The sequence below is a fragment of the Paludicola sp. MB14-C6 genome (assembly GCF_030908625.1).
In the GTDB taxonomy this organism is placed as follows: domain Bacteria; phylum Bacillota; class Clostridia; order Oscillospirales; family Ruminococcaceae; genus Paludihabitans.
In genome coordinates, this window is record NZ_CP133133.1 from 2,153,800 (window position 1) to 2,174,061 (window position 20,262).

At 34.5% G+C, this 20,262-nt stretch carries 19 protein-coding genes; all 19 read left to right on the top strand.

The window, feature by feature from the left end; all coding sequences use genetic code 11:
* Positions 1-123 precede the first annotated feature (123 nt).
* The 19 genes from RBG61_RS10270 to recJ all read left to right on the top strand — a co-directional run bounded on the left by RBG61_RS10270 (position 124) and on the right by recJ (position 20,237).
* Complete coding sequence (locus RBG61_RS10270) at positions 124-1,893, top strand: phosphoenolpyruvate carboxykinase (GTP) (protein ID WP_307943192.1); 1,770 nt, start codon at positions 124-126, stop codon at positions 1,891-1,893.
* 121 nt (positions 1,894-2,014) lie between these two features.
* Positions 2,015-2,914 carry an aminoglycoside phosphotransferase family protein gene (locus RBG61_RS10275; RefSeq protein WP_307943193.1) on the top strand — a complete coding sequence of 300 codons (900 nt, stop codon included), beginning with the start codon at positions 2,015-2,017 and terminating at the stop codon, positions 2,912-2,914.
* A 176-nt stretch (positions 2,915-3,090) separates the two neighbouring features.
* The gene (locus tag RBG61_RS10280) at positions 3,091-3,969 is read left to right on the top strand and encodes a YicC/YloC family endoribonuclease (RefSeq protein ID WP_307943194.1); all 879 of its coding nucleotides are present in this window, start codon (positions 3,091-3,093) and stop codon (positions 3,967-3,969) included.
* A 44-nt stretch (positions 3,970-4,013) separates the two neighbouring features.
* Positions 4,014-4,280 (top strand): extracellular matrix/biofilm regulator RemA, encoded by a 267-nt coding sequence (remA, locus tag RBG61_RS10285; protein WP_307943195.1) that lies wholly within the window; start codon positions 4,014-4,016, stop codon positions 4,278-4,280.
* Positions 4,281-4,347: 67 nt separating this feature from the next.
* Positions 4,348-4,956, top strand: a complete 609-nt coding sequence (gene gmk / locus RBG61_RS10290) for a guanylate kinase (RefSeq protein WP_307943196.1) — start codon at positions 4,348-4,350, stop codon at positions 4,954-4,956.
* A 108-nt stretch (positions 4,957-5,064) separates the two neighbouring features.
* Complete coding sequence (rpoZ, locus tag RBG61_RS10295; protein ID WP_307943197.1) at positions 5,065-5,280, top strand: DNA-directed RNA polymerase subunit omega; 216 nt, start codon at positions 5,065-5,067, stop codon at positions 5,278-5,280.
* Between the two features lie 43 nt (positions 5,281-5,323).
* A complete protein-coding gene (priA, locus tag RBG61_RS10300) occupies positions 5,324-7,783 on the top strand; it encodes a replication restart helicase PriA (RefSeq protein WP_307943199.1) in 2,460 nt (819 codons plus the stop codon).
* A 29-nt stretch (positions 7,784-7,812) separates the two neighbouring features.
* Positions 7,813-8,298: a peptide deformylase gene (def, locus tag RBG61_RS10305; protein WP_307943200.1), complete on the top strand. Its 486-nt coding sequence runs from the start codon at positions 7,813-7,815 to the stop codon at positions 8,296-8,298.
* 24 nt (positions 8,299-8,322) lie between these two features.
* Entirely contained in the window at positions 8,323-9,249 is a 927-nt protein-coding gene (gene fmt / locus RBG61_RS10310) for a methionyl-tRNA formyltransferase (protein WP_307943201.1), read from the top strand.
* 31 nt (positions 9,250-9,280) lie between these two features.
* On the top strand, positions 9,281-9,970 hold the full coding sequence (locus RBG61_RS10315; RefSeq protein ID WP_307943203.1) for a zinc metallopeptidase: 690 nt from the start codon (positions 9,281-9,283) through the stop codon (positions 9,968-9,970).
* Between the two features lie 24 nt (positions 9,971-9,994).
* Positions 9,995-11,335 (top strand): 16S rRNA (cytosine(967)-C(5))-methyltransferase RsmB, encoded by a 1,341-nt coding sequence (rsmB, locus tag RBG61_RS10320; RefSeq protein WP_307943204.1) that lies wholly within the window; start codon positions 9,995-9,997, stop codon positions 11,333-11,335.
* A 2-nt stretch (positions 11,336-11,337) separates the two neighbouring features.
* Positions 11,338-12,366: a 23S rRNA (adenine(2503)-C(2))-methyltransferase RlmN gene (gene rlmN, locus RBG61_RS10325; RefSeq protein WP_307943205.1), complete on the top strand. Its 1,029-nt coding sequence runs from the start codon at positions 11,338-11,340 to the stop codon at positions 12,364-12,366.
* 164 nt (positions 12,367-12,530) lie between these two features.
* A complete protein-coding gene (locus RBG61_RS10330; protein WP_307943207.1) occupies positions 12,531-13,253 on the top strand; it encodes a Stp1/IreP family PP2C-type Ser/Thr phosphatase in 723 nt (240 codons plus the stop codon).
* Positions 13,254-13,267: 14 nt separating this feature from the next.
* Positions 13,268-15,244, top strand: coding sequence for a protein kinase domain-containing protein (locus RBG61_RS10335; protein WP_307943208.1), 1,977 nt, complete (start codon positions 13,268-13,270; stop codon positions 15,242-15,244).
* Between the two features lie 66 nt (positions 15,245-15,310).
* Positions 15,311-16,201, top strand: coding sequence for a ribosome small subunit-dependent GTPase A (rsgA, locus tag RBG61_RS10340; RefSeq protein ID WP_307943209.1), 891 nt, complete (start codon positions 15,311-15,313; stop codon positions 16,199-16,201).
* A gap of 51 nt (positions 16,202-16,252) precedes the next feature.
* Positions 16,253-16,900: a TetR/AcrR family transcriptional regulator gene (locus tag RBG61_RS10345; protein ID WP_307943211.1), complete on the top strand. Its 648-nt coding sequence runs from the start codon at positions 16,253-16,255 to the stop codon at positions 16,898-16,900.
* 89 nt (positions 16,901-16,989) lie between these two features.
* Entirely contained in the window at positions 16,990-17,754 is a 765-nt protein-coding gene (locus RBG61_RS10350; RefSeq protein WP_307943212.1) for a CPBP family intramembrane glutamic endopeptidase, read from the top strand.
* A gap of 186 nt (positions 17,755-17,940) precedes the next feature.
* Positions 17,941-18,024 (top strand): stage V sporulation protein SpoVM, encoded by an 84-nt coding sequence (gene spoVM / locus RBG61_RS14030; RefSeq protein WP_373889744.1) that lies wholly within the window; start codon positions 17,941-17,943, stop codon positions 18,022-18,024.
* 182 nt (positions 18,025-18,206) lie between these two features.
* Entirely contained in the window at positions 18,207-20,237 is a 2,031-nt protein-coding gene (recJ, locus tag RBG61_RS10355; protein ID WP_307943213.1) for a single-stranded-DNA-specific exonuclease RecJ, read from the top strand.
* Positions 20,238-20,262: the final 25 nt, after the last annotated feature.

Genomic DNA, 20,262 nt, shown 5'->3' on the forward strand with positions numbered 1-20,262 from the left:
CATAATTTAGTTTATCACATATGCAAATTTTGTTATTAAATGTATTTCTGTTATGGAAAACGTCTTAACAGCTTTTGTATTATGGTAAAAGAGAAATATAAAAGGCTGAGAGGAGAATACAGCATGTTAACAAACAACAAAAATGTTCTAAACTGGGTTGACGAAATGGTTGCTCTTTGTAAACCGGATCAAGTAGTTTGGATTGATGGTTCTGAAGCGCAATTAAACGCTTTAAGAGAGAAATCTTTAGCTAGCGGTGAATTAGAGAAATTAAACGAGGAAAAACTTCCAGGTTGTTACCTACACAGAACAATCCCAAACGACGTTGCTCGTGTAGAAGCTCGTACTTTTATTTGTTCTAGAAAAGAAGAAGATGCAGGACCAACTAACAACTGGTGTGATCCTAAAGAAATGTATGCTAAATTAACTCCAATGTATGATGGTGTTATGAAGGGCCGTACAATGTACGTTATCCCATATTCAATGGGACCTATCGGCTCTCCTTTAGCAAAAGTAGGCGTTGAGCTTACTGACTCTATCTATGTAGTATTAAACATGGATATCATGACAAGAATGGGTAAAGATGCATTTGCTAACTTAGGTGATACTTCTAACGACTTCGTTCGTGGTTTACACTCTAAAGCAGATATCGACCCAGAAAACCGCTACATTGTTCATTTCCCAGAAGATAACACTATCTGGTCAATTAACTCAGGTTACGGCGGAAACGTATTATTAGGTAAAAAATGTTTTGCACTTCGTATTGCTTCTTACCAAGGTAAGAACGAAGGTTGGATGGCTGAACATATGTTGATTCTTGGTATTGAGAATCCTCAAGGCGAAGTGAAATATATTACAGCTGCATTCCCATCTGCTTGTGGTAAAACAAACTTAGCTATGTTAGTTCCACCAGAAGTTTATGCAAAACAAGGATATAAAGTATGGTGTGTTGGTGACGATATTGCTTGGCTAAAACCAGGTGAAGATGGCCGTCTATATGCTATCAACCCAGAAAACGGTTTCTTTGGTGTTGCTCCTGGTACTAACGAAAAATCTAATCCAAACGCATTACATTCAGCAATGAGAGACACTATTTTCACAAACGTTGTTCATAACTTAGATGACAATACAGTTTGGTGGGAAGGTCTTGATAAAAACCCTCCAGCAAACGCTGTTGATTGGTTAGGTCAACCATGGAACGGTAAAGAGTCTACTGAAAAAGGTGCTCATCCAAACAGCCGTTTCACAGCTCCTGCAAGAAATTGTCCTTGTATCAGCTCTGAATTCAACAATCCAAAAGGCGTTCCAGTTTCTGCAATGATTTTTGGTGGACGTAGAGCAAAAACTGCTCCACTAGTATATCAATCCTTCAATTGGAACCATGGTGTATTCGTAGGTTCAACAATGGCTTCTGAAACAACTGCTGCTGCAACTGGTGCAGTTGGTGTTGTTCGTCGTGACCCTATGGCTATGCTTCCTTTCTGTGGTTACCATATGGGCGATTACTTCAAACATTGGTTAGAGATGGGCGAAAAACTAGGCGATAAAGCTCCTAAAATCTTTAACGTTAACTGGTTCAGAACTGACGATGAAGGTCACTTCATCTGGCCTGGATTCGGCGATAACATGCGTGTGTTAATGTGGATTTTAGACCGTTGCGATGGTAAAGCTGATGCAGTTGAAACTGCAATTGGTTATGAGCCAAAACCTGAAGATATCAATACAGATGGTTTAAATATCGACTTAGACGTTATTAAAGGTCTATTAAATGTTGATGCAAGCCTATGGAAAGAAGAAGCAAAAGGCATTCACGAGTTCTATGCTAAATTTGGCGACAGACTTCCAGAAGAATTAAACAAACAATTAGCTGCTCTTGAAAAAAGACTTGGCTAATTAAAATAGCGATTCAAAAAGCCCACTATTTGGTGGGCTTTTTGCTATATATATCTTGCTATCTATTGTGAAAAATGCTACGATTACCTTTATAAGAAAGACTTCAAGAGGGAGAATTATTATGTGTTTTGAAGATATTCCCCAGTACCATACTTTTTTAAAAATTGAGCAAATAGCAAAAGGGTGGTCTAGCGATACAAAATACTATGTTGAGAAGGAAAGCGGAGAAAAATTGCTTCTTCGTATTTCTGATATTGCTGAGTATGATAAGAAGAAATCCGAGTATGAAGTAGTTTTATTGCTTTCAAAATTGTGCTTGCCTATGTCAAAGCCGATTGACTTTGGAATCTGCAATCATGGTGAAAATGTGTATATGCTGCTTTCTTGGATTGACGGTTACGATTTGGAAAACATGTTATCGCAATTATCAAGTGAAGAACAATATAAACTTGGATTCAAAGCTGGGCAATACTTAAAGAAAATCCACTCTATTAAAGCACCATTGCAACAAGTAGAATGGGAAATTCGCTTTAATAAAAAAATAGACCGCAACATAAATTGGTATAAAAACTGTGATATCCGTTTTTCTGGTGACGATAAAATGCTTTTATATATTGAGCAAAACCGTCATTTACTAAAAAGCAGACCGCAATGCCTCCATCATGGAGATTATCATGTTGGAAATATGATTTATTCCCCTAATAATGGGTTATCCATTATAGATTTTAATCGCTTTGATTATGGCGATCCATGGGAGGAATTTAACCGTATTGTATGGTGTGCCGATTGTAGTAAGTATTTTGCCTCTGGGCGAGTGGATGGATATTTTAATGGTGAAGTACCATATGAATTTTGGCAACTGCTTGCTTTATATATTTGCAGCAATACTTTAGGATCGGTTTATTGGGCTATCTCTTTTGGTGAAGCAGAAGTTCATACCATGCTTACGCAAGCCAATCAGGTATTAGATTGGTATTGCAACATGGAAAACCCAATTCCAAAATGGTATCAATCCCTTTAAGGTACATAAAGACGGGTAAGAATTGCATCATAAAAACAAGCTTGTTATATGAACTTGCCTATGAAGAAGTTAAAAGTTAAATGTTCGTGAACATTATGAACGAAGAGTAAACAAAGTCACTAAATGTCAATCATTACTGATATAATAAAATAAATGCCGAAAAGGAGAGTGACATAATGCTAAAAAGTATGACCGGTTATGGCCGTTCCCAGCAAACTATTGATGGAAGAGATATTTTAGTTGAAATAAAAGCTGTCAATCATAGATATTTCGAATTTAATACTAGAATTCCAAGAGCATATGCCTATCTGGAAGATAAAATGAAAACATTGGTAAGCAGCAGTGCTTCTCGAGGTAAAATAGATGTTAGCATCAGCATTTTTACTGTTGAAGGAAAAGATGCCGAAGTACAAATTAACCTTGAACTTGCACGTGGCTATGTCAATGCACTTCGTTCCACTAAAGACGAGTTGAATTTAGTAGATAATCTTTCTTTATCTTCTATCTCTCGTTTTTCTGATATTTTCTTAGTTTCAAAGACTGTGGAAGATGAAGAAGTAATTTGGAACGAAGTAAAACAAGTTGCACAAGAGGCGCTTGAAAAGTTTATTGATATGCGTGTTATCGAAGGCGAAAGAATGCATGCTGATATTCAATCAAGACTTCATATCATTGAAGACTATGTAACACAAATTGAAGAGCTTGCTCCTAAAACAGTCTCTGACTATAAAGACCGCTTATATGCAAAGTTAAAAGAAGTTTTGGAAAATAAAAATATTGATGAGCAAAGAGTTTTAACTGAAGTTGCATTATTTGCTGAAAAAATCGCTGTGGATGAAGAAACTGTTCGTTTGAGAAGCCATTTAAAACAATTCCATAACTTGATTGAATCAAAAGATTCTGTAGGACGAAAACTTGATTTCTTAGTTCAAGAAGTAAACCGTGAAGTAAATACAATCGGATCTAAATGTCAAGACCTTGCTGTAACTTCAATTGTTGTTGAAATGAAGAGCGAGATTGAGAAAATCAGAGAACAAATTCAAAATATTGAATAAATCAATTAAAATTTGAATGTAGTTTAAAAAGGACGGTTATCTTTATGAAACTAATCAATATTGGTTTTGGAAATATGGTTTCCGCATCAAAGCTCATAGCAATTGTAAGTCCTGAGTCTGCCCCGATTAAGCGTATTATTCAAGACGCAAGAGAAAAAGGCTGTTTAATTGATGCAACATATGGAAGACGCACAAGAGCAGTAATTGTAATGGATAGTGACCATGTAATACTTTCTGCAATTCAGCCCGAAACCGTAGCAAACCGTGTAGTTGAGCCGGAAGAGGACATAGAAGATGATGACGAAGAATAGAGAATACGAATCTTCATTAGAAAGATAGACAATGATAAGTTTGAGATGAAGGGAAGTTTGATGTTGCATGAATAGAAAGGGTTCTTTGATTGTTTTAATAGGACCATCCGGAAGTGGAAAGGGAACAGTTTTAAAACAAGTTTTACAAGAAGATGAAAAAATCTTCTTATCTGTTTCTGCTACGACAAGAAAGCCAAGAGAAGGCGAAGAAGACGGTGTTCATTATTTCTTTATTAAAAAAGAAGAATTTGAAACGTTAATCGCATCCGACAGCATGTTGGAATATGCATGCTATTGTGATAATTATTATGGAACTCCAAAGGCAACTGTATTAAATCGATTAGAAAACGGGCAAAACGTTATTTTAGAAATTGAGATGCAGGGCGCAAAACAAATAAAAGAGATGTATGAAGAAGCTATTTTAGTTTTTATTGTGCCACCAAATCTTTCTATTTTAAAATCTCGATTAACCGGTCGTGGAACAGAGGATGAAGCCACTATTGAAAAGAGATTAAAAACAGCTTTGGATGAAATTAAGTATTCAAAGGAATGCGATTATGTCGTGATAAATAATGAATTGGAACAAGCGGTAAAAGAAGTGCGAGCAATTATTGAAGCTTCTAGCTGTAGAAGTTCGGTATATCACCATTTTATTGATGATTTATTACAACAATAAGGTAATCTTAACATTATAAAATCAACATAACTATTTAAGTGACTGACTTGGAAATTCGCCTACCCATGATCAGTAATAATATTTTTCGGCGAAGAGAAGGAGTATTTTATGCATAGACCATCGATTTCTGAAATTTTAAAAAAAGACGAGAGTTATTATTCTTTAGTAGTGGCAGTAGCAAAAAGAGCAAGAGAAATTGCAATTGAAGCAGAAGAAACGGGAGAAGTATTAGCAGAAAAGCCAGTACAACTAGCAGTTGAGCAATTTGCAGATGGGGAATACAAACTAATTGAAACAGCAAACATTGGTGTAGATATCGAATAGTCAACACTAGTTAAAATGACAGAATGGTTTGGAGGGAACATAAATGCAACAACGTATGATTGCAAAAGTATATGTTGAAAAATCGGTCTATCATATTGACCAAGCATTTGACTATATCGTTCCTTCTCAACTTATCAATACCTTGAAACGTGGTTGCCGTGTTTTGGTTCCGTTTGGGCAAGCAAATAAAAAAGTACAAGGCTTAGTAAAAGAAGTGTTGTTTGTCAGCGAGTTTGAAGGACAATTAAAACCGATTCTTGCTCAGCTTGATCAAGAGCCTATTTTTGATGAAGAAATGTTCTTGATTATGGACTTTTTAGTGAAAAATACGTTTTGCACTTATTATGAAGCAGTAAAAACAATACTTCCAACAGGAACAAACGTAGATGTTATTGAAACCTACAAGTTATCTAAGGCGGTTACTACTTTAGAACTAGCACAATTTAATGAAAACGAAAAAAGGCTGATAGAGTTTTTAAAAACTGCTAAAACCAAAAAAGAGCTTAGTGATTTTTTAGATTGCAGCTCTAATCTTGAAAAAAAAGCAGTTGTAAAATCGTTATTGTTAAAGGGCGTTATTGAAAAAGAAGATTTATTCAAGCAAAAGGTTGCAACAAAAACAGCCAAAATGGTTCGTATTGCAGATGGATTTGATCCTCAAGGGGTTAAGCTAACACCAAAACAGCAAGAGGTTGTTCGAGTGTTGCAAGATGTGTCTGTTGCAATGATAAAAGAAGTTGCTTATTTTTGCGGTGTTACCGAAGCAGTTGTAAAGGCATTGATTAAAAAGCATATTTTAGAGACCTTTGAACGTGTGGTTGAAATCGAGTATGAAGAGATTGCCTCTTATCATATTAACTTAAGCGATATTGTATTATCAAAGGAACAACAAGATGTTTTTGATGGTATTATGTCTTTGGTAAACGAAAAAAGGCCCCATGTTGCTTTGTTGCATGGTGTAACCGGAAGCGGTAAGACACAAGTTTATATTAAATTGATTGAGAAAGTGTTGCAAGAAAATAAAACGGCAATGCTTTTGGTTCCGGAAATTGCGCTTACCCCACAATTAGTAAGTAAGTTTGAAAGCCTATTTGGTAATATTATTGCTGTTATCCATTCTAATTTAACGCCATCTGAGCGGCTCGAATTTTTTAAGCGAATCAAAGCTAACCAGATTAAAATTGTGATTGGTACTCGAAGTGCAGTTTTCTCACCATTGCAAAATATTGGCGTTATGATATTAGATGAAGAGGGTGAAGCATCTTATAAATCGGATCAATCCCCTCGTTATCATGCAAGAGAAATAGCGAAGCTTCGCTGTGTGACTCATAATGCAACATTAGTATTAGGCTCTGCAACTCCTTCTATCGAGAGCTTTTATCAAGCTCGTAACGGTAAATATTCACTTTTTACAATGCAAGAGCGTTATGCTACAGCGCAATTGCCAAGTGTTTATATTATAGATATGTTGGAAGAGCAAAAGTTGAATAATTTATCCCCATTAAGCGAAATATTACAGCAGCAATTGAAGTTGAACTTAGATCAACATGAGCAATCCATTTTGTTAATCAATCGCAGAGGATATCAATCCTATGCAACTTGTATGCAATGTGGAGAGGTTATCAAGTGTCCAAGCTGTGATGTGGCAATGACTTATCATAAAGCAAATGGCTATTTGATGTGTCATTATTGTGGACATACAAAGAAGTTTGATGCGCTTTGCCCAAGTTGTCATAGTCCATATATTAAGCTGACCGGTGTGGGAACACAAAAGCTGGAAGATGAAGTGCAATCGTTATTTCCTAAAGCAAGAATTTTAAGAATGGATACCGATACAACCTATTCACGCCATTCTTATGAAAAAAATTTTGGCGATTTTAAACGTGGAAAATATGATATCATGCTAGGTACACAAATGATAGCAAAGGGACTTGATTTTCCAAACGTAACGTTGGTTGGCGTTATTAATGCCGATAGTGGGCTTTATTCTACTGATTATCGTAGCAGTGAACGAATTTTTTCATTGATTACACAAGTAGTCGGACGCAGCGGGCGCAGCCAAAAAGCAGGTAGAGCGTATATTCAAACGTTTGAGCCTGATAATGCAGTTATTCAGTTTGCAGCACAGCAAGATTATGGGGGTTTTTATGAGGATGAAATTCAAACAAGAAAGCTGCTTACATATCCTCCATTTTGCGATATTTGTATGCTGGGATTCAGCGGAGTAAATGAAAAGGCTGTTCAAATAGCGGCAAACAAAGCAATGGAAATTATAAGGCAAGAAGCTTTAAAAACAGAAAATATTACTTTAAAGGTGTTGGGTGTAACGCCTGCGAGTATTCATAAAATAAGCAATAAATATCGCTATCGCATATTAATGAAGTGTCGTATGAATAATACATTTAAAATGTTTCTATCCAAAGTTTTAAAAGAATGTGCAAAGGAACGTTGGATGCAAAACGTTTCTATTTTTGCTGATATTAACGGAGATGTTAATAGTTAGACATATATAGTTTTATAGGAGGAAAAATAATGGCAGTAAGAAATATCGTTTTAGAAGGCGATGAAATTTTACGCAAACATTCCCGAGAAGTAACAGAGTTTAATGAAAAGTTATGGCAATTGTTAGATGATATGGCTGAAACAATGTATAGTGCAGATGGTGTAGGCCTTGCTGCTGTTCAAGTAGGCATATTAAGAAAGGTTGTAGTTGTTGATACAGGGGATACTTTGTACGAAATTATCAATCCTGAAATAATAGAAAAAAGCGGCTCACAAACCGGTTTGGAAGGATGTCTTTCTAGCCCAGACGAATATGGTGAAGTGGAACGACCTATGAAGGTGAAAGTATCTGCGTTAGATCGTTATGGAAAAAAATATACGATTGAAGGTACTGAACTATTGGCAAGAGCTTTATGTCATGAAATTGACCATTTAAACGGTGTTTTGTTTAAGGATATAGCAATTGAAATGGTAGAAATAGATGAAACTAAACCGAAAAAGAGAAGAAAAAAATAATCCACAAAAGAAAAGGAAATACTTATGAAAATTGTTTTTATGGGAACTCCTGATTTTGCTGTGCCAACACTCAAAGCGTTAATTGAACATCATGAGGTTGTTGCAGTATTTACACAAACAGATAAGAAAAAAGGCAGAGGCCATAAAGTTTGCCCTCCACCAATCAAAGAATTAGCATTAGAGCATGATATTCCAGTATATCAACCTATTACGCTCAAAACTGAAGAGCCACAAGCCATTCTTCGTGAAATCAATCCGGATTTAATTGTTGTAGTAGCGTACGGTAAATTGCTTCCCAAAGCAGTTTTGGAGTTACCGAGATACGGCTGTATTAACGTTCATGCTTCTTTGCTTCCAAAATATCGTGGAGCAGGCCCGATTCAATGGAGTGTACTAAACGGTGAAACTGTAACAGGTGTTACCACAATGTATATGGCAGAAGGAATTGATACTGGTGATATGCTATTAAAAGCGGAAACTGAAATTGGTGAAAACGAAACTGCAAGTGAGTTACACGATCGTTTGTCCGAACTAGGTGCACCTTTATTATTAGAAACACTAGAGCAACTACAAGACGGAACTTTAAAACCGATTGCACAAAACGATGAAGATGCAACGAAAGCGCCTATGCTATCAAAAGAGATGTCACAAATCGACTTTTCCAAAGATGCACAATTAGTGCATAATTTAATTAGAGGACTGTCTGAGTGGCCATGTGCACAAACAGCAGTAAATGGAAAGCGTTTAAAGGTATATCGAAGTAAAGTAGTAGATGTTTCTGAAAATGCACAAGCAGGTATATTGCTATCAGATAAAGAGCTGATGATAGCTTGTGGTAACAATACAACTATTGAGCTCGTTGAAGTGCAATATGAGGGCTCAAAACGCATGGGCGGTGCAGATTTTTTAAGAGGACAACGTTTAGAAAAAGGCACGCAATTCGGTGAATAAAACTGCACTAATGTAAAAGGAGGTTACGGATATGCCATTCTTTTGGTATGATCAATATTATCTTTTCCTTGTAGTCCCAGCTGCATTGATTGCATTATGGGCACAGATTAAAGTAAAAACGACCTTTAACAAATACAGTGGCTATCATGCAGCCAGAGGATATACTGCTGCAATGGTTGCACGACAAATATTAGATGAAAACGGGTTACAAAATGTTCGTATTGAGCATATTTGCGGAAATCTTTCCGATCATTTCGATCCAAGAAGCAATGTAATTCGTTTATCCGATTCCGTATATAATTCTACTTCAGTGGCTTCTATTGGTGTTGCCGCGCATGAAGTAGGACATGCAATTCAATATGCAAAGAACTATGCACCAATTAAATTTCGGGCAGCTCTAATACCAATTACACAGCTCGGTTCTTCTATTGCAATTCCGCTTGCTATTTTTGGCTTTGCAATCCGCATGGATTGGTTAATGACATTTGGAATTCTTCTTTTTTCAGCGGTTGTATTATTTCAGCTGATAACACTCCCTGTTGAGTTTAACGCAAGTGCTCGTGCAATCAAAACATTGGAAACCGATATGATTTTAGATGAAATTGAGTTGCAAGGAGCTAAAAAGGTTTTAACTGCGGCAGCGTTAACATATGTTGCAGCGTTACTTGTTGCAATTGCAAACTTAGTTCGATTATTACTGCTTCGCAATCGAGATGATTAATTTTTTCGCTATTGAAAGGAATTTATGAAAACTGCAAGACAAATCGCATACGATACCTTGTTACGAATAGAAAAAGAAAATGCTTATTCCAATATAGCAATTGATAAAATGTTGCAATCATCCGGATTAGATAAGGTGCAAAGTGCATTTGCTACCGCTATCTTTTATGGTGTGTTGGAAACTAAAATTCAATTAGATTATGCAATTAGCAAATATCTCAAAAAGAAGCTTACCTCTTTGGATATACAGATTGTTACCATTTTAAGAATGGGATTTTATCAATTGCTATATATGGATGGTGTACCCGATAATGCCGCTGTAAATGAAAGCGTTAAGCTTGTTGAATATGCAAGAAAAGCAAGCGCTAAAGGCTTTGCAAACGCAGTATTACGTTCGTTTATTCGTGATGAAAAAGCAATCACACTACCAAATAAAGATAAAGACCTTGTAATGTATTACAGCATTCAATACGCTTGTCCAAAATGGCTTTTTCAACAATGGAAAGACCAATATGATTTAGAAACCGCAATAGAATTGGCAAAAGCATCGCTTCATCGCCCACCTCTTACTGTTAGAGTAAATACATTAAAAACCACTACAGAAAAGTTGATTGGTTTTTTAGAAAATCGTGGGGTAAAAGCTTGCAAGCATGAGTTTTTGGAAAATTGCTTAGTATTAGAGCAAACAGGAAGTATTGATAAATTGCCGCAATATCGACAAGGCTTATTTCATGTGCAAGATGTTGCTTCTCAAATTTGCGCAGAAATTTTAAATGCAAAACAGGGCGATACCATTATTGATATGTGTTCTGCACCAGGTTCTAAAGCGTTTACAATAGCTGAGCATATGAATAATGAGGGTAAAATTTATGCATTTGATTTATTTGAACATAAATTAAAGCTGATTTCAGATGGTGCAAAACGTCTTGGAATAACCATTATGAATACGTCTCTTCAAGATGCAACAATATTCAATGAGGACTTGCTAAAGGCAGATCATGTTTTATGTGATGTTCCATGTTCCGGACTTGGTATTGTAAGACGAAAACCTGAGATTAAATATAAAAACGAACAAGATTTTGCTAATCTTCCTGAAATTCAGTTTGCTATTTTATCCAATGCCGCAAATTATGTCAAATTAGGTGGAACATTAGTATATTCGACTTGTACTACAAATAAAAAGGAAAATATTGAAGTAATAAATCGTTTCTTAAAAATGAATAATTCGTTTAAACCGTTGCAATTATCTGAAATTTTCGGTAAAATAAATGGTATGGATGATTTCGCTGTCACACTATTTCCTCATAAATACAACTGCGATGGATTTTTTATTGCAGCACTTGTAAAAGAAAAAGAGTCGGTGTAGCCATGAATAAAATTGATATTAAATCTATGACAATCGAAGAATTGGAAGAACTGCTTATTTCTTTTAAACAACCTAAGTTTCGTGCAAAGCAAATTTTTGATTGGCTTCATGTAAAAAAGGTCTTAATATTTGCTGAAATGTCGAATCTTCCGAAATCGTTAATAGAAGTGCTAGATGAATCTTGTACCATTACAAATTTGTCAATCAAAAGAAAATTGGTTTCTCAAATTGATGAAACTACAAAGTATTTATTTGAATTACCGGACTCGGAATTTGTGGAATCTGTTGTGATGAAGTATAAACATGGCAATAGCATTTGTATTTCCACGCAAGTAGGTTGTAAAATGGGATGTGCATTTTGCGCATCTACCAAAGCAGGTTTTGTAAGAAATTTAACCCCATCCGAAATCTTAGAACAAATTTATGCGGCAGGTAAAGATATTGGAGAACGCATTTCCAATGTTGTTTTAATGGGAATTGGTGAACCGCTTGATAATTATGATAATGTGATACGATTTTTGAATTTATTGAGCAATGAAAATGGTCATAATCTCAGTTTACGCCATGTATCGCTATCCACTTGTGGGGTTGTCGATAAAATTTATGAACTTGCACGATTGAAATTAGGATTAACCCTTTCTATTTCATTACACGCACCAAACGATCAAATTCGTTCTCAAACAATGCCGATTAACAATCGTTTCAATATGGATGAGCTATTAAAAGCCTGCAAAGAGTATGCAAATACAACTAGCCGCCGTATTTCGTTTGAATATGCGTTAATTCGTGGTGTGAACGATAGTGAAGCGTGTGCAAATGAGTTAGCGTCAAAATTAAAAGGAATGTTATGTCATGTAAATCTCATTCCTGTGAACGAAATCAAAGAAACCGATTTTAAAAAGACATATCCTAAAAATGTAGTCAATTTTCAACAATGGTTGGTGAAAAAGGGAATTAACACAACGATACGCAGAACCTTAGGTGCAGATATCAGTGCAGCTTGTGGTCAGCTTCGCCGTGATAATTTATAGATTTGAGATATACAAAACAAAAAAGCAGTATGAAATAGTAAATTAACTTGAAAACTTGTTCAAACAAAGACACAGAAAATCAATAAGTCAAAGCTATTATGTGTATTTTCTTGGTAGCTTTCATAAGTTAATTTACTATAAAAAAGAGTAAAGGAGGACTTGTTTTGAATTTTTATGGGATGACCGATAAAGGTTTGCAAAGAGACATGAATCAAGATGTTTATTATACACATAAATTTAGCGAACAAGTCGGCTTTGCAATTGTATGTGACGGAATGGGTGGACAAAGTGCGGGCCAAATTGCAAGTGAAATGGTTTGTAATATTGTTGCAACCAGCCTTGTAGAAAAACTGGAGCATTTGGATATGCCGAAGATGAACGAAGTTATAGTAAATGCAATTAGTGAAGCAAATATTCAAGTATACAAAAAATCAAATATAGAAGCCGGCTATAAAGGCATGGGAACAACCATTGTTTTAGCTGTTGTTGTAGATCATACAGCATATATTGCTAATATCGGAGATAGCCGTGTATACTTAATTAGCAAAAATTCAATTAAGCAAGTAACAAAAGACCATTCCTTTGTGCAAGAGCTTTTAGAGCAAGGAAAAATATCTCAACAAGAAATGTCTACACATCCGAATAAAAATATGATAACTCGAGCAGTTGGCGTTAGTTTAACTGTAGATATTGATTATATAACGATTCCACTAGAGCAAGATGCAAAATTGTTACTTTGCTCTGATGGGCTAACGAATATGTTGAGTGATGAACAAATCAAAGAGATTGTTTCTGATAATGAAGCACAAATTGCTTGTAAAGAGTTGATAAACCTAGCAAATAAGGCGGGCGGTATCGATAATATTACTGTCGCAGTTATAGAATAGGAGGAAGGCACAAAATGGATCAGTATATTGGAAAAAAACTCGAAGGCCGATATGAATTATTAGAACTTATCGGTTTTGGTGGTATGGCAATCGTATTTAAAGCAAAGGATATTAAAGAGGATAGATTTGTTGCTATTAAAATTTTAAAGGATGAATATCTTCAAAATGATGATTTCAAACGAAGATTTCGCAATGAATCAAAGGCAATCGCTGTTTTATCCCATCCAAGTATCGTAAAAGTGTATGATGTAAACTTTAGCGATAACATTCAATATATCGTAATGGAATATATTGATGGTATTACGTTAAAAGAATACATTGAACAACAAGGTACTGTTAAATGGAAAGAAGCAGTTCATTTTACGGTTCAAATTTTAAGAGCATTACAACATGCACACGATAACGGTATTGTTCATCGTGATGTGAAACCACAAAATGTAATGTTGTTAGAAGACGGAACAATCAAAGTCATGGATTTTGGTATTGCTCGTTTTGCAAGAGAAAATGGTAAAACATTATCTGATAAGGCAATCGGTTCTGTTCATTATATCAGCCCAGAACAAGCAAAAGGTGAGATTACCGATGAAAGAACCGATATCTATGCAACCGGCGTTATCCTTTATGAAATGTTAACCGGAAAGGTTCCATTTGATGGAGATACTCCTGTAAGTATTGCAATCAAACAAATGCAAATAGAACCAACACATCCAACTGCAATCAATGGAGAAATACCAACCGGTTTAGAAGAAATTATTCTTCGTGCTATGCAAAAGGATCCGCAGCTTCGCTATCAAACAGCGGCAGAAATGCTTCGTGATATCGATGAATTCAAGCATAATCCAAGTGTTGTATTTGAATATAAATACTTTAATTCAGATGGAACAACAAAATATTTTAATAAATTAGATGTGAAAGGCAAAAAAATCCCTGAACCAGTAAAGAAATCTCATACAATGAGTATTCTTGCAGGAGTTGCTTGTACTTGTGTATTATTGTTATGTGTAGCTGCATTTTTCTTTTTCAAAAGCTTAGGTAATAAACGAAACGATGTTGTTGTACTAAATATTGTTGGTATGACGATTGAAGATGCTCAAAAAGCAATGAAGGACGTTAAGATTGTAGAAGTAAGCAAAGAAAATTCTCCGGAATATGATGCAGGAATTATTATTAAACAAACTCCTGATAAGGATTCAAAGGTGAAGGTTGGATCTGAAATAAAAGTTGTAGTAAGCTCAGGATTTCAGTTAATCAAAGTTCCTGATTTAGTAAACGAAAAATCAACCATTGCTAAATCTAAACTAGAAGCTTTAGGATTTGAAGTAAAATCAATCAACAAAACAGATAAAACAATTGTTGAAGGAAACGTAATCGGAACTGATCCTGAAGCCGGAAAGCAAATGAAAAAAGGCGATATCATTAACTTATATATCAGTACCGGTACTCCAATATTGCCAATTACTGTACCAAACTTAAAAGGTTCTACCGAAGCGGAAGCAAGAAGTAAGCTTTTACAGCTTGGTTTAAAACTTGGTAAAGTGGAATCTGTAAATAGCAGCGAAAAGCTTGGTACAATTGTAGAGCAAAGCGTAAAAGAAGGCGAAAAGCTTGAAAAGGACTCTACTGTCGATGTTAAAGTAAGTAATGGTTCAGAAGCTTCTTCTTCTATTACAATCCCTGTTGATTTCCCAAAAAACAGTAATAACAAGGATTATATATTTGATATTTATGTAAACGGTCAAAAACTGGATTCAAAAATTACAAACCCAGCAACCGTAAGCAGAATGCCAATTGAATTAACCGCTTCTGAAAATAAAATTAACGGTAAAATTGATGTTTCACCTAAGAATGAAGTTACTATCATGGTAGATGGTCAGATGTTTGCAAAATATGAAGTTGATTTCACAGCTAAAACTGTGAAAACGGTTCAAAAGCAAAACAATGCTCTTATTTCTTCACAAGTTGGTGGAGATCAACAAAAACCAGTACAATAACAATTACCAAAAGTTGTGCCTAGCACAACTTTTGGTTTATCTAAAAAGAAAAGGTGGATTTATAGCTTGATTAATAAACATGGTTTGATTACAAAAGCAATTGCAGGTTTTTACTATGTAGCCGCAGATAATAAATGTTACGAATGTAAAGCACGTGGTGTATTTCGTAATCAAAATCAATCGCCAATGGTTGGCGATTATGTGGATATTGAAATTGATGAAAATAATAAAGGTGTTGTTGTGAGCGTAGATGAACGTAAAAATAGTTTTTTACGTCCACCTTTAGCAAATTTAGATAAGCTTTTTATTGTGGTTTCTACTTGTAATCCAACGCCAAGTTTTTTAGTCATTGATAAGTTAATTGCAGTTTGCGAATATAAAGAAATCGAACCGATTATTATTATTACAAAAACCGATTTAAAAGAAGCCGATGAATTAGTATCGATTTATCGCAATGCAGGTTTTCAAGTAATAGCGCTCAGTAACGAAGAAGCAATTCATTTTGATGAGGTTAAATCCTATTTACAAGATTCTATTAGTGCATTCATTGGTAATACCGGAGTCGGAAAATCAAGTCTTTTAAATAATATATTTCCTGAATTAAAGCTGGAGACTTCCCATATTAGCAAAAAGCTTGGACGTGGGCGCCATACAACCCGCCATGTTGAGCTGTTTGCAATTGAAGGATTAAATGGCTACGTTGCAGATACACCTGGTTTTGGTTCAATGGAAATCACACGTTATGATATTATTTTCAAAGATCAATTACAATATTGTTTCCGAGAATTTGAACCATACTTGCAAAAATGCAAATTTACAGGCTGTTCTCATACCTCAGAAAAAGGCTGTGAAGTATTAAAAGCACTCGAAAATGGTGAAATTGAACGAACTCGCTTTGAAAGTTATGTTGCTATGTATGAAGATGCAAAAAACTTAAAAGAATGGGAATTAAAATAGGAGAGCTACTTTAGATTTGTGTACATTGTAATTCTTTGATAGGAGGATTCTATGCCTAAAGTTACAGAAAAGTATAAATTGGGGAAAAAAATAATGCTGATTGATTGTGCAATTGAAGTAGTAAAGAGAAAACCTTTGTATGAAATGTCAATGTTAGATGTAATTAACGAAGCGAAAATTAGTAAGGGCGGAATATATTTATATTTTAATGATATAGATCAACTGATTATTGAAACCATTAACAAAATTGCTGATGATTATGAATCGTTTCAAGACTACCCTCATGCAGAGTTAATAGATAATGATATACCCAAAACAATATTGAATGCTTTTGTGAATTTAGGAAGTTTTATAGAAAGTAGTCCTGGATTACTTGCAAAAATTCAATTTGAGTTGATGGTGTATATATCTAATAACCCTGAAAAGCAACAAATTATTTTGCCAAATTTAAAACTCAAAAGTTTTGGACAGCAATTCATGGATGATATAAGTAATTTCATTAACATTGGAATAGAAGATGGAGCTATCAGAGATGGCATAGATCTTGCGTTGCTGATGCAGAATATTTCTATGTTTATCGATGGAGTAGTAAATAGAACTGTATTTTCTAAAGTGTATCATGGAGATCTGTTGGAATATCATCTAGAAGATATTTTTGAACAATTTGCAAAGATGATTGTACAATATATTTTAAAATGAGAAATATCTCATTTTATTCTTGACAAACACGAAATATTCCTCCATAATATAAATGATATATATCTCATTTATATTATGGAGGTTTTATTATGGCAAAATCAATACGAAATTATTTAGTAGCAACTTTCCTTTTTTCTTGGATATTATGGGACACTTTAGCAGTTGGATCATATTTTAAAATTTCCTTTTTGACATATGGTACTCCTTTGGCGATGGTGCTTTTTGTACTAGGAGGAATTTCTCCCGCTATATGTGAAATCATTCTGCAAAAGAAGAATAATACAGAACAAGAATTTAAAAGTTTTATGAAGAATATTATGACATTGAAACATTCACCAACTTTATACATATATGCAATTGGTGGAGCACTCTTTATTTTTGCAATCCCGTTTTTATTTGGTCAAATTACAATGAAACAACCATTATATATTGGATTTCTTATGATATTTCCTATGATTATAGGTGGTGGTATTGAAGAAATTGGATGGAGAGGATTATTGCAACCACAATTAGAAAAGAAATTATCACATTTCCTTTCTACAATTATTGTTGCAGCAATATGGGCTGTATGGCATATCCCGTTATGGTTCATTCCTGGAACAAATCAAAGTAATTTAAGTTTCATTTGGTTTGTCATAAATGCATTCACATTGTCCTTTTTTATTGGTTCTGTGTGCTTTATTTCAAAAAGTATTTTTTTATCTATTTTAGCACATGCATCAGTAAATGGGTTTTGGGAGGTTTTTCCCCCGTCTCAAGATATTACACTGTCTGTTATCATACTAATTGTTGTTGCAGTGACAACAGTTCTATTAGATTATACTGTTGCAAAACACAAAACAAAATTCATATAGAATCATGTGAAATAAGGTATTGAATTATATTACTTTTACGTTTGATTAAAAAAATTAAAATTTTTTATGATTATATTTAAATATAATGTTTTTCATTTCATTTTGCACACATTTTTGCAAAATGCGTATAATGAAGTGTAAGTTGAATTTTAAACATTGAACATATTTTTATTGGAGGTCTGCAATATGAAAATAGTTGTAATTAAAAGCCCAAAATTTCTTTCCGGTTTTTTAAGATTGATTTTCAAAATGAAAAAAGATGATGAATAAGATATAGATTGTAATTAGAACATAAAAAAGGGGGTAACCCCTTTTGTTTTTTGCCCTAAAATAATATTCACCAAATATAAGCTACTATGGATAATTTCATCATATATATAATTGTTGAACAATGGTGTAAAAAATGATATAATAATGTAATATGAAATTATTTGTGAGGTGTGTTTGTAATTATGATTAAATACTGGAGAATTCCTAAAGAAAATAGCGAACTATCAAACATCCTTTCACAAGAATGTCAGATTAGTGAATTTGCAGCATCCATTTTGGTGAATCGTGGACATACCACATTCCAAGCGGCACAGCAGTTTTTAGTATCCGATGAGTTAACCTCACCTTATGATATCAAAGATATGCAAAAGGCAGTTGAACGCATTCGTGATGCAATTGATAACTATGAGAAGATAGCCATTTATGGAGACTATGATTGTGATGGAGTTACCTCCACTGCAATGTTATATACTTATTTAAGCTCAATTGGTGCAGACGTTATTTATTATATACCTGAGCGTGATGGCGAAGGATACGGCTTGAATAAAAAAGCAATTGAATTGTTAGCAAATCAAGATGTAACCTTGATCATTACTGTGGATAACGGTATTTCTGCAATTGACGAAGCAAATTTTGCTGCTTCTTTGAATATAGATATGGTGATTACCGACCATCATCAGCCCCAAGATATACTCCCAAAAGCAATTGCTGTTGTAAATCCGCATAGGAAAGATTGCAAATCTTCTTTTAAAGAATTATGTGGTGCAGGGGTAGTATTTAAGTTAATTGCTGCATTGGAAGACGGAGATTATCAAACCGCATTAGAATATTTTTCTGATATCGTTGCGATTGGAACAATTGGCGATATTGTTCCATTAGTAGAAGAAAACCGAGCTTTAGTAAAATACGGGCTACAAATGTTAACTTTGACCGAAAATATTGGTATTCGTGCACTTATGGAGGTAGCAGGAGTAAATCCCGAAACTGTTACAGCACAAAATATAGCTTTTGGTTTAGTTCCAAGAATTAACGCAGCAGGACGAATGGGAAGTGCATCTTTAGCGGTAAAGCTGCTACTTTGTGAAGATCCTCAAGAGGCAAAAGAAATTGCAACCCAACTGGATCAATTTAATAAACAACGTCAGAATGATGAACAACAAATATTATGCGATATTGAACAGATGATTCAAAAAGACCCGGATGTATTGAAAAAACGTGTACTTATGTTTTATGGACCAAATTGGAGCCATGGCATTATCGGAATTGTATGTTCTCGAATATTAGAACGTTTTGGTAAGCCTGTTTTATTGATGACAAGTGAAGAAGGCAAACTAAAGGGCTCAGCAAGAAGTCTTGGCGAGTTTCATTTATTCAAAGCACTTTCTGCAAATGCAGAATATTTGTTACAATACGGCGGGCATAAGTTAGCTGCGGGATTTAGTTTAGATATCAAAGATTATGCTGATTTTCAAGCGGGAATGGAAGCGTATGCGAAAACGCAACATGATATCATGCCTCAATATACATATAATATCGATAAAGTTTTAACTCCAAACGATATTACGGTGGAAAACATTCAAAGCTTGAATGCACTTGAACCGTTTGGTGCAACGAACGAACAACCGCTTTTTTTAATCAGTAATGCAAAAATTGAAAGTATATCACCGCTTTCTGGCGATAAACACCAACGTTTTGGATTAAAAATGAATGGAATTTCCCATACTGCATTATTATTTGGTGTTTCTAGCGATAAGCTTAATTACAAAGTTGGCGATTCCGTTGATTTACTGGTGAATGTAGATATTAACGAATATAATCAAAAGGTATCTGTAACACTAAAGATAAAAGATTTAAGGCCGACTAATTTCCCACAAGACAAGTTTTTTGCTGCAAAGGCATATTACGAAAAAATAAGCAAGCAAGAGCAAGTGCCTGTAAAAATTCTTGCAATTGCTAAACCAAGTCGAGATGATATTGCTTTATTGTATAAGGTGTTAAAAAGTAATAATGGGTATCGTCAGGATGTGGATACTTTATATGTTTCCTTAATGAAATATCAAATAAATTATTGTAAAATGCGTATTATATTAGATATATTAAACGAAATGAATTTAATCTATCTTTCTCCGTTATTGGATTCTATTGAGATGATACAAGTAAACGGAAAGGTCGATTTAAATCAATCATCTTTATTACAAAGACTCAACTCGTAATGACAAAAAGCATGAACAATGCAAA